Here is a 12,873-nt window from a genome sequence, read left to right as displayed (position 1 = left end):
AGTTCCTCCGACAATTGAACATAATAACACAAAATAATAAAATATGATAATTAAGGAGGATAAAATTATGTACGACAAGATATCACGATTACTCATGTTTGGGGATTTAACAGAGGATACAATTCTTTATCAGCTTGGAAAAGCTATTGATATGGTGGAGTCTGGTGATTATAACAAAAGAGAAGCTACCCGCCAGATTAACGCAATTTCAAAGAGACTTCTTATGCTTGCAACAGATTATGGGTTTGACGATAATCTTTGGCATAATTATTTAACCTTCTACATTATCATGAATGAAAATCCATTTTCTTTAGTTACAGAAAAGACTGATGTTAAGCCTGGTTCTGTTAATCACTTAGTGGAAAATGATTTTAGAATTCTAAAAGAGCTTTTTGATTACGATTTTTCATCTTTGGAAAAGGAGCTGGGCATTGAGTCATTCTCCGTATTTACGAACTACAATTCTGTTAGAAAAAATGAGCAGATGTATAACCGTAATGTGAGCGAAAAAGTTAGAAAGCTATCAAAGGAGCTAGAAGCAGCAGGAAATGAAAAGGAATTTTTTAACGTAATTACGAATTTCTACAAGGCCTATGGTGTAGGAATGTTCGGCCTGAATAAGGCCTTTAGAATAGAAGAAGTAGGACTTAATGACATTAAATTTGTTCCTATCAACAATATGGATGAGGTTGTGCTTGATGATTTGATTGGATACGAATATCAAAAGCAACAGCTAATCGATAATACGGAGAGCTTTGTGGCTGGCAAAAAGGCGAATAATGTGCTTTTGTTTGGTGATAGTGGTACAGGAAAATCTACAAGTATTAAGGCAATTGTTAATCAGTACTATGATGATGGCCTTCGTATGATTGAGATATATAAGCATCAGTTTAGATATCTATCAAAGATTATAGCCAGCATTAAGAATCGTAATTACAAATACATCATCTATATGGATGATTTGTCATTTGAAGAGCATGAAATAGAGTACAAGTTCTTAAAGGCTGTTATTGAAGGTGGCGTTGAGACAAAGCCAGATAACATTTTGATTTATGCTACTTCAAACCGTAGACATTTAATAAAGGAAACATGGAATGATAGAAATGATCAGACCAACACTGACGACAGACATCATTCAGATACAGTTGAGGAAAAGCTTTCACTTGTTCATCGCTTTGGCGTAACCATCAGCTACTCAAAGCCAATGCAAAGAGAATATATAGATATTGTTCTTGGATTGGCCCAAAGAGCAGGTATCACCATGCCTCAGGAGGAACTTATTGCGAAAGCAAAGGTATGGGAAATGGAGCAGGGCGGTCTTTCAGGAAGAACAGCCCAGCAGTTTATATATCATATATTAGGCCAGCAGAATTAATCTGCCAGCTTGTTTTCTTTGAACATTTTCATCATCTCATTTGTGAGGCTGTAGTCGAGGGGCTGCAATTCAATATCCTCTCGGCTCACCCACTGAGCATATTTCAGTTCTGATTCATCCATAGTGATGGTGTCGTCGCCATCCACATCGCAGTAATATCCAAGCAGAATATCGCTGGCAATTCCCCAAGGCTGAGATTTGTAGTAGCGGATATTTTTTACTTTTAGTCCTGTTTCTTCCATTACTTCACGTTCAACAGTTTCTTCCATGGTTTCGCCTATTTCTGTAAATCCGGCAACAAGGGCATTGTGAGCAAAACCAGTTTTGTATTTTGTGAGTAATAGCTTATCTCCATTTTTTACACCAACTATTACAGCAGGATTGATACGAGGGTATCGTGTGCGGCCGCAGTTAGGGCAGACTAAAGCGCGCTCGGATTTTGAATGCTCATTCTTTGTACCGCATTTTCCACAGAATCTGTTTGCTTCATACCAGTCAATCAAATGGATGGCAGTGTAGGCTGCAAAAACATAGTGCTTTGGATAGAGATACTCATTTCTGATTTGTCTCATTGTATAGAACTGAAATCCCTCAGGAAGTGAGGTAGTATCAGTATTGGTATCAGTGTTGTAAAAGAAGTTTTCTCCATCAATTTCAAAGAAGTATATAGGATTAAGATTTGATTGAATGTCTTTTATCTGTGGAAAAGAAATGCTTTTACTTTCTTCATCAACATTTAATAGGATTTTTCCGTCGCTATGAATAATAATTAAATCATCTGACTTAGGAATAGCGTCAGTTCTATAGCTATTGTTAAGTTTGCTTGGGAATATATCTTGAATCATATGTACCTCCGAAAATTGATTTTGTACAATTTATTATGTGCTTAAACTTGAAAATGTCAATGTTATTTTAGTATCACTGTGGTTATGGTAGAATATTATAAATTTGGAATAAACGGTGAAAGATATGATAAAAATTGAAAGTATAGATGATAGCAGAGTAGATATATTTACGAAGTACAATGAAGCTCAGCTATATCATTATTATGAGCCTAATGGAGGCGTATTTATAGCAGAAACTCCAGAGGTAATAAAGAGGGCGCTGGCTAGAGGCGCAGAGCCTATTGCTTTTTTAGTTGAGGAAAAGGCATATGAGTCACAGGTTGTGCAGGAATTGTTGAGCGATATCAGTGATGATGTAGAGGTATTTGTGGCAGAGCTTAATGTCATCAACAAAATCACTGGTTTTAACCTTACACGTGGCGTCCTTGCAGCCTGCAAAAGGCCTGATTTGCCTAGTGTTTTCGAAATCCTTCAGTCTTCAAAGCGAGTGGCAATCCTTGAGGATGTTATGAATCCTACAAACGTTGGCGCTATTTTCAGATCTGCAGCAGCATTAGGGGTTGATGGAATCATACTGACACATGACAGCGCAGACCCATTTTACAGAAGAGCGGCCCGCGTTGCTATGGGAACTGTGTTCCAGGTACCATGGACATATTTTGACAAGGGCTCCGATTATGTATCAGCTCTTAAAGGTGAGGGCTATTCAGTTGTATCGATGGCATTAAAGGACAATGCTATATCACTTGCAGAGCCAGTGCTGAAGGAGCAGGAGAAGCTTGCAATCGTATTTGGTACGGAGAGTACCGGAATTAAGCAGGAAACGATTGATGCATCAGATTTCGTTACAATTATTCCTATGTATCACGGCGTGGATTCACTTAATGTTGCAGCAGCTAGTGCGGTTACATTTTGGGAGTTATGTAAAAGAGATTAATAGATTACAGGAGACTTGAGATATGGCTGGAGTTTTATATGGAATAGGAGTTGGTCCTGGTGATCCAGAACTGCTTACAATAAAGGCTGTAAAGGCAATCAAGGATGCAGATGTCATCTGTTTGCCAAGGGCGGAAAAGGATAAATGCAGAGCATATCAAATCGCTCTTCCAGTGGTTCCAGAGCTGGCGTATAAAAAAGTTATTAGCCTTGATTATGAAATGACAAAGGATGAGGCTAAGCTTAAGGAAATGCACGAAAGCTTTTATAGAAAGTATAAGGAGCTTTTATTTGAGGGGTATAGCCTGGCTTTTTTGACTATAGGTGACCCTACAATATATTCAACCTTTGGCTATATTATGAAGCTTGCTAAAAAGGATGGAATAGAAGTAGAGATAGTTAATGGCATCACTTCTTTTTGTGGTACGGCAGCTGCAGCAGGAATACTTATAAGCGAGGCAGATGAAAATGTGCATATCCTATCGGGCCAAGGCAATCTTGAGGATGAGCTGAAAATGTCTGGCACAAAAATAATAATGAAAAGTGGAAAGAATGTGGCAGCCATAAAGGAAAGACTTGTAGAGATGGAAAATGCCGGAAGTGTTAACGTATTTGCGGTAATAGATTGTGGTATGGAAACAGAACAAATCTTTACCAGCGCCATGACTATTCCAGATGATTCTAGATATATGATGACAATTATAGTAAAAGAAAAGTAAGGTGGGTAGGAGAATAAGATGAAATTTGTAGTTCAAAGAGTTAATGAAGCATCTGTAAAAGTAGATGGAAATGTAATAGGACAAATCGGAAAGGGCTTTTTAGTTCTTATTGGTGTAGCAGATTCTGATACAAAAGAAATTGCAGACAAAATGGTAAAGAAGCTTTTGGGGCTTCGTATATTTGATGATGAAAATGACAAGATAAATTTATCTCTTTCAGATGTAGGAGGAGAGCTTCTTTTAATTTCTCAGTTTACCCTCTATGCTAATTGTAAGAAGGGATATCGCCCATCTTTTACAGATGCTGGCGCACCAGACATGGCAAACGAAATGTATGAATACATTATTGAAAAATGCAAGGAACAGTTCCATGTTGAGACGGGAGAATTCGGCGCGGATATGAAGGTGTCTTTGCAAAATGATGGCCCATTTACAATCATTTTAGATTCAGCAGAAATCTGCTAAATTTTTAGCAATTTATAGGTCTAGAAAGCCTTGACTTGCTATCTGAAATTCTATAGAATACTAAATGTTCGCAGGAATGGCGGAATTGGCAGACGCGCAGGCTTCAGGTGCCTGTGGTAGCAATATCGTGTGGGTTCAAGTCCCATTTCCTGCAGCTTAGCCTCAGTTTTTACTGAGGCTTTTTTTATACAAAAAACGAGCGACACCAATTCGAAATCAACCGATTCCTAACTGGTGCCGCCCCTTAACATCGATCCCAATGGACTATACCTCTCTATCTAATATATTTTAAAAGTAAAAAATGTCGCGTGGTTAAAAAATTAATTCTCTGGTGGACCATACCTCCAATCACTAGATTTTGTAGTTACTAAATTAATTCTCTGGTGGACTCTACCTCCCTTTCTGCTTTTTTCTCTCTGTTATTTGATAAGTCTATTATACATCCTGGTGGATAAATTGCAAGATAAATATGCATGATAATTATTATTTGTCAGACAATAACAATGTTCGAAGATATGTTTTGTGTATAATTCCGATTGAATAATTAGTTTTACCTCGGAAGGCGGGGTGGAGTGGAAAAGAAAAAAGGCTTCGGTAAAACCGAAGCCTTCGATATGCGGAAGGCGGGACTTGAACCCGCACGCTCGCAATGAGCACAAGATCCTTAGTCTTGCTCGTCTGCCAGTTCCGACACTTCCGCGAACAAGAGATATACTATCAGAGTCTGGCCAACATGTCAACAAAAAAATCACATTTTTCTTGTAAGATTTTTTTAGAGCTAGTATAATGGATTGGGATAAATTAAATTGTGTGAAATTAAGGAGAGGCGACAATGGTATTTTCGATTATTGTAATCATACTGACAGTTCTTTATATTGCAGTTTTGGAGCTGTCTAAAAATATATTATTAGGTTGGGCGATTGGTATACTTGCGGCTATTGCAATGTTAGTAGCAAGGACAATGCTTATAAAAAGAGATTCATATAATATTAAGTCTATCATTATCATGTGGATTATATTTGTGGCCATATTGGCATGTAACTATGTGCTAACTGCGCCACCTTATAAAAATGTTCCAGCAGTTGCAAATAAGAATCCTGATGTTACAGATGTTGTATCTGTTGAGCAGGGGGATTTGACTGGTGTATATAATGAGGATCATTCTGTAAAGGTATACGCTGGTATTCCTTATGCTAAAGCACCTGTGGGTGAGCTTCGTTTCAAGGAACCACAGCCGGCAGAAAGCTGGGATGGTGTAAGAGCATGCGATGAATTTGGCCCTATGGCAATGCAGGCTCGTACCAATCCTTTATATGACAGCTTGTCGCACATCCTTGGCTGGCATGACTATAGAGTGCAATTTGGTGATGAGTATCTTGAGGCTATGAGTGAAGATTGCCTTTATCTTAATGTCTTTGCTCCAGAGGATGCATCAGATGAGCCTCTTCCTGTCATCTTTTATATTCACGGAGGAAGCCTTTCAACAGGTCAGTCTTCATATACAGAGTATCGAGGCGAGGACTTGGCGAAGAGAGGAGTTATTGTTGTAAACTTTGCCTATAGATTAAATGTTTTCGGATACTATGCAGCTGACGATTTGAAAGATGAATCAGCAAACGGGACTACAGGTAATTATGGATTGTTGGATCAGATAGCTGCACTTCAGTGGGTTTATGATAATATCGAAGCCTTTGGTGGAGATCCAAATCAGATTACTATAGCTGGAGAATCAGCAGGCTCATCTAGCGTAAATGCAATGTGCGTATCACCTCTTACAGCTGGTCTGTTCAACTATGCTATTGCAGAGTCTAGCGGTATTTTGGCTAGAAAGCCATTCCATACTTTCAGAGATTATAGTGAGGCAGTAAAAGAAGGAGACGCTGTGCGCAAGGAGTTTGGTGTTGCATCATCTGCTGAGCTGCGTGATATTCCAGCAGAAGAACTGGTAAAGACAACATCAGATCAATCTGCTATGACTGTCGATGGCTATGCCATTACAGAACAGCCTTATCTTACATATGAAAATGGGCAAAACCATGAAAAGGCTCTGTTAAATGGATTTAATGCCAAAGAATCAGATGCATTCTTGTTGACCACAAAAGCTACTAAGGAGAATTATGAAAAGCTGCTGGCAGAGGATTTGGTGTCTTACGCAGGGGACATGGCAAAGGTCGTTCCGGCAGATTCGCCACAGCGTGACCAGCATTTCATTGTTGATGCTATGGGAGATGCTAAGGGTGCTTTAAATATTAGTTATTCTGCGATATGGTTTAGCTACTCTCATTATCTATGGAATAACTATTTGGTGGAGCAGGGTGTTCCTACCTATGAGTATTACTTTACAAAGACAAATGATTCTTTATCTAATTATCATGCAGGCGAGTTGCCTTATGCTTATGGCAATCTTTGGAGACATCCAGGGCTGTATTCTGATGAGGATTATGCGCTGTCAGATACCATGCAACAGTATTGGGTAAACTTCGCCAAGACTGGAAATCCTAATGGAGACGGACTTCCTACATGGGAGATGAGAGATGAGAATCAGTCGAAATTACTACAGCTTGATACCGATATTAAGATGATTGAAGATCCAAATAACGAACTATATAAAATAATCGATAAATATCAAGCAACATTTAATTAAATTTATAGAAGAAAAAATAAAAGGGTTATTGTATACTAAATACGAAGGAAACTTTGGGAGAATACAATGACCTTTTTTGATTTGATTTTTATTTTTAGATTGGTACCAATCTTTTTGATTATATATTACATTTTGCCATGCAATTGTCGTGCATGGCTTTTATTGGTTGCAAGTATAGGATTTTACTATATTAATGAGCCGGTGTATATTGCTGTAATTTCAGCGGCTACACTGATTAATTATATTTTGGCTAAATTTCTATCCAAGAAAAAATCAAAGGTTATACTTGCAATCGGTGTTATTATAAACTGTTCATGTCTGTGCTTTTTCAAAGGAGCATCTTCATTTGGTTTAAATATAGTTATTCCTCTTGGAGTTAGCTATTACATTTTCAAAATGATATCTTACCTGGCAGATTTATATAAAGGTAAGATTCAAAAGGTTGAGCTAATAAACATGGCCAACTATTTCTTTATGTTTCCACAGATTATTTCGGGACCAATTGCTCGATACGACTACGTAGAAAGCAATGTTTCCTGGGTAAAGAATGAAAAGTCTAAAAAAGAGAATTTCTGTGCTATCCTTTTGCAGATAGAAGATGGTCTTAAGTATTTTGCAATCGGATTGTTTATGAAGGTGATGATTGCGGATCATCTTTCTGTTCTTTGGAATGATATTAAAACCATTGGCTATGAAAGTATTTCCACTCCTTTGGCTTGGCTTGGAGCATACAGCTATTCGTTTGAATTATATTTTGATTTTTGGGGATATTCGCTGATGGCAGCTGGCCTAGGTGTGATGCTAGGATTCCCTTTCATTAGCAACTTTAATCAGCCATATTTTTCAAAGTCTATCTCTGAGTTTTATAGAAATTGGCATAGCACACTAGGCGCATGGTTTAGAGATTATGTTTATTTCCCTCTTGGAGGCAATCGCAAGGGCAAGCTTTGGACTGTATTTAACTTACTTGCCGTTTGGGCTCTCACTGGCCTTTGGCATGGTCAAACATACAATTTCTGGATATGGGCAGGAGCAATATTCTTGATTATTACAATAGAGAAGTTTATTCTTAGCAGATTTGAAAAGCTATTTATGGTGGTAGGGCGTATTAACGTTATGGTAATTATTCCTATTACATGGGTTGTATTTGCTATTCATTCCATGAAGGCACTCAGAATATATATGTTAAGGCTTTTCCCTGTGATAGATATTTCAGTTGCAGTAAATAAAAATGATTATCTATATATGCTTCAGGATTACTGGTTATATCTAGTGCTGGCAATTGTTTTTACTATTCCAGCATTAACAGGTTTCTATAAGAAGCATAAGAATAACGTATTTACGATATTTGTTATTTTTGCAATGTTTTGGATAAGTATTTTTAGTTTGGCTAATTCGGCGGGAAATCCATTTATGTATTTAAGATTCTAGGTGATGATATGAAAATAAACAGTATTTTATTGTTACTGCTTACAATTATTAGTGCAATTACTATTGCGATAGTTGGGATTGTTTTTAGAACTACCATATATACGAAGTACTATACAAATCCTTATGAAACTACTTCTATTGGAGCTGTTTTTCAAGCAGCGTCAGATAACATTTTCCCATGGTCTAAAATAGAAGTGGAAGAAAAGAAGACAGTCACAGTTACTAAGAAAACAAATAAAAAGATTAATAAAATAAAGAAATATGTCTCTGTAGATAACAGCTATTTTGATGATGCTTTATTTATTGGCGATTCAAGAATGGTAGGACTTTCTCAGTATTGTCAGGATATTGATGCCAGAGCTACATTTTATGCAAAGAAATCCCTCTCCATATACAACATCAGGGATGATAAATGGATAGAAACTGAGGATGGTGAGGAAATCAGTTTAGCTGAGGCTTTAGAGACTAATCATTTCTCAAAAATATATATAATGGTTGGCATAAATGAGCTTGGAAGAGGAGATGAAGTCGATTTCAGGCAAGCCTACCAGGATGTAATTAATCAGATCCAGGCAGCTGAGCCGGATGCTTATATATTCATTAATAGTATCATGCATGTTTCTGGTGAGAAAAATGAGACAGATGAGCTGTACAACAACACCAATATTAATATTAGAAATGATGCTATAAAAACATTAGAAGATAGGCAAAACATCTTTTATCTAAATATCAATGAAGCAGTAGATGATGAGGAAGGAAATCTTGATGCTGAAACAACATCAGATGGTGTTCATTTAAAGGGAGCATGCTACGAACCATGGCATGAATATTTGCTTTCTCATGGTGTGGAATAATACACAAAATAAATGTGCAGAATTTTCAGATTTAGTACGTTAAAGTTAGACACTTTAATTTGCAAAAAAGCGTTGACTATTTAGGGATGCGATGCTATTATAATCAAGTCGTCAGGAACAAGTACTGATGCGCGGAAGTGTCGGAACTGGCAGACGAGCAAGACTAAGGATCTTGTGCTCATTGCGAGCGTGCGGGTTCAAGTCCCGCCTTCCGCATATTTAGAAAGAGTAACCAATTGATTGGTTGCTCTTTTTTTATTCTTCTCTAATACATATATAACCAATCAACTGGTTACTCTTTCTAAATGTGCCGATGAGTTCCTTGAACCCGGGGTTCAAGGTCTCCTCGGCACGAGTGCCTTCGTCGGTCGGTTCGGTGGGAAAAAGATCCACCGGATCTTTTTCTTTTTCCATCTCACCCCGCCTTCCGCAAGCTGCAAAAGAAAAATAAATAATTATAAGTCATGTTTGGTTTTTTGAGGATAATATTGTATTCTTTTATGTGATGAATACAACAAATCGCAATCTTACGGAGGGACACAAGTATGGAATGCATGAAATGTAAAGCGAAGATGTTGAAAGCAAAATTAAAAGGGGATGTAGTTGGTACTGTAGTTTACTTAACAACTAAGAAAGAAGGACTATTTGCAACAGAAAAAAATAGTTCGGTTTCTTGCTATGTGTGTCCTAAATGTGGATATATTGAATTAGCTGCTGATAATCCTCAAAATCTGATTTTGTAATTAAAGCAGATAAATACTATTTTGTAAAGGAAAGATACAAAGCCATAGAATATGGTTGTGGCATAGTGCAAATTACTGCTTCTGATATGGGAGTGAAGCTATATACAGCATACGGATTTGCACATAACAATAATTTTATGCAGTATAAATTATAAAAAGGCAGGGTATACAATGAGTAAAGTAAGTAAACAATTTCTAATTTATACATTTATTATAATGGGAATATGTTGGGGCACTTGCATGATATGTAGTTTAAATGGTCTTTCATTAAAGAATGACTACTTTTTATATATCCCATACATGCTAGGTGGATGGTCACCAACATTTGCTTCATATATTGTCTTAAAGAAAAATGGTAGAGTAGAAAATTTTAAGGATTGGTTGAAAAATGTGTTTGATTTCAAACACGGGTTAAAAGCATATTTGCTTGTGATACTTTTGGCTGTTGTATACGTATTTCCCCAGTGTATAGTCTCCGGTTATGAGAAAGGTGAGCCTATATACATAATGATTCTAGCCATACCTTTAATGCTGCTTGGTGGAGGTCTTGAAGAAGCTGGATGGCGCTACATTCTTCAACCTGAACTAGAAGAGAAATGTCCGTATGTTTTATCAACTATCATTGTGACCATAATATGGTGGTTATGGCATTTTCCATTGTTCCATATAGATGGTGTGGGACAGCAAGGGCATAGCTATATTGCCTTTGGATTAGGCGTGCTTGGAATGGCTTTTGCATTAGCGTGTATTAGGAAATGCACAAATAGCGTTTGGTTATGTGTACTTTTGCATTGTATCGTTAATGCTTCTGGGGCAAGTTTTAAAATCAATGATACTGTTATAGGTAATGCTGTTATGGCTGGGATTATGATTGTAATCACACTGGCTATTGTTTATTTAAATGATAAAAAAGTTATTCGTTAAATCACAATTTATAGGAGGCTTGAAGTGGGTTATACAGACAACAAGGTAAAGGTTACAGTAGTAGAAAGTCATTGTCCAAAGTACAAAGTTGGAGATGTTATTCGTTTTATAGGCGGTGACCTTGATAAAGATAACAGTGATAATGTTTGCATGGTTGCAATGCAGGCAATATATCCGTTCATTTATGCCTTTAGAAGAGGAGGTAATTTAAAAAATGGCCCTTATCAATGTATTGATTGCGGAGAGACTGTAGTATTTAATATTGAAATTGAATCATAAAAATCGCAATTTGTAGGTAGAGAAAATGGAAATGAAGAAAGCATTGTTGGTAATTGATATGCAGGAGTTTACCGTGGGAGAAAACCATGCCAATATATTTAAGTATCCGGGGGATATAGTTGCGAGAGTCAATAAAGTTATTGATGAAAACGCCGATAGCGTTATTATTTACATTTCAAACCTTATGAGGAATAATATATGGAATAAGTTTGCACCATTTCAATGTTATGAGGGTACACTACAAGCAGAACTGGTCAAAGAACTACATGTAAATAGTAAATATTGTTTTACTAAGTATAAAGGAGATGCATTTTCAAATCCTAAATTTACCACATTCATAAAGGAAAATGGAATTGATTTGATAGAACTCGTAGGCGTGGATGGGGGAGGCTGTGTCTCATTGACAGCCATTAGTGCTTGTGATTTAGGCTTTAAGGTCGTACTGAATAACAATGCAATTGGAACTACTTTTGTAAGAAAACGGGATAAATATTTTAAGCGACTAAAAAAGCTTGGGGCAGAATTTGTTTCATGAGAATTATTTCTGCGTTGTTTAGGCAGGGGAGTTTCACCCAGGTTTTTTACATAGAACAGTTATTTCGAAAGAGATAACTGTTCTTTTTTTTATTAGAACTTTTGAATTGTTTATTCCTTACTGGATGAGGATTCTGTATAATTGAAGGCAGTGAAATTAACAACTCGAGAATTGTAGATGGGAAAAAACATTTAGTTTTATGAATAGTTTTATTAAAAAATATGGTAAAAGATTAGGAATAATTATCCTCTTTTATACTATTAACTTTGGATTATGGGAGATGATTGCTCCAATCATTTCTGGTGAGTGGGCTTCTTTTGTAGTATATATATTGCTCTTTGTGATCGTGCTTTTATTTTTTCGCAGGGAACTTCGTGGCGCATGGCATGAGATTGTCGCTTCGAAGTTAAAGGATAAGAGATTCTATATGAAGTGGTTGATTGTATTAGCAATAGATTTGGCATTGACAATGCTTGTTGTATGGTTGGCTAGTACATACTGGCCAGCAATTATGCCTGCAAACAATGAGAATGTGAAGAACCAGCTAAACTCTGTTCCGGTAATACTCGGTGTGATTCAAGGTTGTGTATTTGCTCCAGTAATTGAGGAAACGGTGTTTCGCTACAGCATTATTGGGGTGCCGGAGTGTAAATCTAAGTTGCTGATTCTAACGATGGTTTCTATTGTTATGTTTGATTGCATCCACATAGTGGCACCGTTAGAGTTCTTCTACTATTTGGTTCCAGCTGTAGTTTTGACGCTATTCTATAACTGGAATAAAAATGTTGTTGCATCTATGCTGTTACATTCGTCAATCAATGTTGTTGGATATGTAGCGCTTTTAAGTGGACTTTTGTGACTAAAGGACGATAAAAACATAATTATGAAATACAAAAAGATTAACCCTACAGAAATAGACGCACTCTGGGAATTGCAAAAACTATATAAGGCAGAGATTGGCGAGGATGAGCCAGACGTTAATGCGAAGGAACTTGGTTAATCTATAAATCAAATTTGTCGCCCTAATTGAATATTGAACGCTACGTAATTTAAGCGGGTTTTGATTTGAATAGTTTTACAGTAATAAAATGCGAGAGAAACTATAAAAGTGCCTCATAAAATG

Annotated in this window: 14 protein-coding genes and 3 tRNA genes; 14 read left to right on the top strand and 3 right to left on the bottom strand. The window is 36.9% G+C overall.

What is annotated here, in order from left to right:
* Positions 1 to 67 precede the first annotated feature (67 nt).
* Positions 68 to 1,375, top strand: a complete 1,308-nt coding sequence (locus tag T375_RS10375) for an ATP-binding protein (RefSeq protein WP_044938107.1) — start codon at positions 68 to 70, stop codon at positions 1,373 to 1,375.
* Here T375_RS10375 and nudC read toward each other — a convergent pair.
* Positions 1,372 to 2,220, bottom strand: coding sequence for an NAD(+) diphosphatase (nudC, locus tag T375_RS10370; protein ID WP_044938105.1), 849 nt, complete (start codon positions 2,218 to 2,220; stop codon positions 1,372 to 1,374). The two genes, T375_RS10375 and nudC, sit on opposite strands and share 4 nt — an antisense overlap.
* Positions 2,221 to 2,344: 124 nt before the next feature.
* On the opposite strand from nudC, the gene T375_RS10365 reads away from it, so the two are divergent.
* The 4 genes from T375_RS10365 to T375_RS10350 all read left to right on the top strand — a co-directional run bounded on the left by T375_RS10365 (position 2,345) and on the right by T375_RS10350 (position 4,494).
* The gene (locus tag T375_RS10365; RefSeq protein ID WP_044938103.1) at positions 2,345 to 3,157 is read left to right on the top strand and encodes a TrmH family RNA methyltransferase; all 813 of its coding nucleotides are present in this window, start codon (positions 2,345 to 2,347) and stop codon (positions 3,155 to 3,157) included.
* Positions 3,158 to 3,179: 22 nt separating this feature from the next.
* Positions 3,180 to 3,875, top strand: a complete 696-nt coding sequence (gene cobI, locus T375_RS10360; protein WP_044938102.1) for a precorrin-2 C(20)-methyltransferase — start codon at positions 3,180 to 3,182, stop codon at positions 3,873 to 3,875.
* Positions 3,876 to 3,893: 18 nt separating this feature from the next.
* The gene (gene dtd / locus T375_RS10355; RefSeq protein WP_044938101.1) at positions 3,894 to 4,340 is read left to right on the top strand and encodes a D-aminoacyl-tRNA deacylase; all 447 of its coding nucleotides are present in this window, start codon (positions 3,894 to 3,896) and stop codon (positions 4,338 to 4,340) included.
* Positions 4,341 to 4,410: 70 nt separating this feature from the next.
* Positions 4,411 to 4,494 (top strand) — tRNA-Leu (locus tag T375_RS10350).
* A gap of 461 nt (positions 4,495 to 4,955) precedes the next feature.
* Here T375_RS10350 and T375_RS10345 read toward each other — a convergent pair.
* Positions 4,956 to 5,040, bottom strand: a tRNA-Leu gene (locus T375_RS10345).
* 132 nt (positions 5,041 to 5,172) lie between these two features.
* Between T375_RS10345 and T375_RS10340 the strand changes: the two genes are divergently transcribed.
* The 4 genes from T375_RS10340 (at position 5,173) to T375_RS10325 (ending at position 9,485) form a co-directional block, all read left to right on the top strand.
* Positions 5,173 to 6,984: a carboxylesterase/lipase family protein gene (locus tag T375_RS10340; RefSeq protein WP_044938099.1), complete on the top strand. Its 1,812-nt coding sequence runs from the start codon at positions 5,173 to 5,175 to the stop codon at positions 6,982 to 6,984.
* 66 nt (positions 6,985 to 7,050) lie between these two features.
* On the top strand, positions 7,051 to 8,415 hold the full coding sequence (locus tag T375_RS10335) for an MBOAT family O-acyltransferase (protein ID WP_044938097.1): 1,365 nt from the start codon (positions 7,051 to 7,053) through the stop codon (positions 8,413 to 8,415).
* Between the two features lie 8 nt (positions 8,416 to 8,423).
* Positions 8,424 to 9,269, top strand: coding sequence for a GDSL-type esterase/lipase family protein (locus T375_RS10330; protein WP_049960403.1), 846 nt, complete (start codon positions 8,424 to 8,426; stop codon positions 9,267 to 9,269).
* 131 nt (positions 9,270 to 9,400) lie between these two features.
* Positions 9,401 to 9,485: transfer RNA gene (locus T375_RS10325), tRNA-Leu, on the top strand.
* Between the two features lie 39 nt (positions 9,486 to 9,524).
* Here T375_RS10325 and T375_RS13615 read toward each other — a convergent pair.
* Entirely contained in the window at positions 9,525 to 9,683 is a 159-nt protein-coding gene (locus T375_RS13615; RefSeq protein WP_155952510.1) for a hypothetical protein, read from the bottom strand.
* A 131-nt stretch (positions 9,684 to 9,814) separates the two neighbouring features.
* On the opposite strand from T375_RS13615, the gene T375_RS10320 reads away from it, so the two are divergent.
* From T375_RS10320 to T375_RS10300, 5 genes are all read left to right on the top strand, one after another.
* Positions 9,815 to 10,012, top strand: a complete 198-nt coding sequence (locus T375_RS10320; RefSeq protein ID WP_044938095.1) for a hypothetical protein — start codon at positions 9,815 to 9,817, stop codon at positions 10,010 to 10,012.
* A 171-nt stretch (positions 10,013 to 10,183) separates the two neighbouring features.
* Positions 10,184 to 10,936, top strand: coding sequence for a CPBP family intramembrane glutamic endopeptidase (locus T375_RS10315; RefSeq protein ID WP_049960402.1), 753 nt, complete (start codon positions 10,184 to 10,186; stop codon positions 10,934 to 10,936).
* A 24-nt stretch (positions 10,937 to 10,960) separates the two neighbouring features.
* A complete protein-coding gene (locus T375_RS10310) occupies positions 10,961 to 11,215 on the top strand; it encodes a TIGR04076 family protein (RefSeq protein WP_044938093.1) in 255 nt (84 codons plus the stop codon).
* A 25-nt stretch (positions 11,216 to 11,240) separates the two neighbouring features.
* Positions 11,241 to 11,750, top strand: a complete 510-nt coding sequence (locus tag T375_RS10305) for a cysteine hydrolase family protein (RefSeq protein WP_155952509.1) — start codon at positions 11,241 to 11,243, stop codon at positions 11,748 to 11,750.
* A gap of 427 nt (positions 11,751 to 12,177) precedes the next feature.
* A complete protein-coding gene (locus T375_RS10300; RefSeq protein ID WP_197019855.1) occupies positions 12,178 to 12,609 on the top strand; it encodes a CPBP family intramembrane glutamic endopeptidase in 432 nt (143 codons plus the stop codon).
* Positions 12,610 to 12,873 lie beyond the last annotated feature (264 nt).

This window comes from Pseudobutyrivibrio sp. LB2011 (assembly GCF_000701765.1).
GTDB lineage: Bacteria > Bacillota > Clostridia > Lachnospirales > Lachnospiraceae > Pseudobutyrivibrio > Pseudobutyrivibrio ruminis.
The sequence above is the reverse complement of the archived record's forward strand: the minus strand, read 5'-3'. Positions and strand labels throughout refer to the sequence as shown.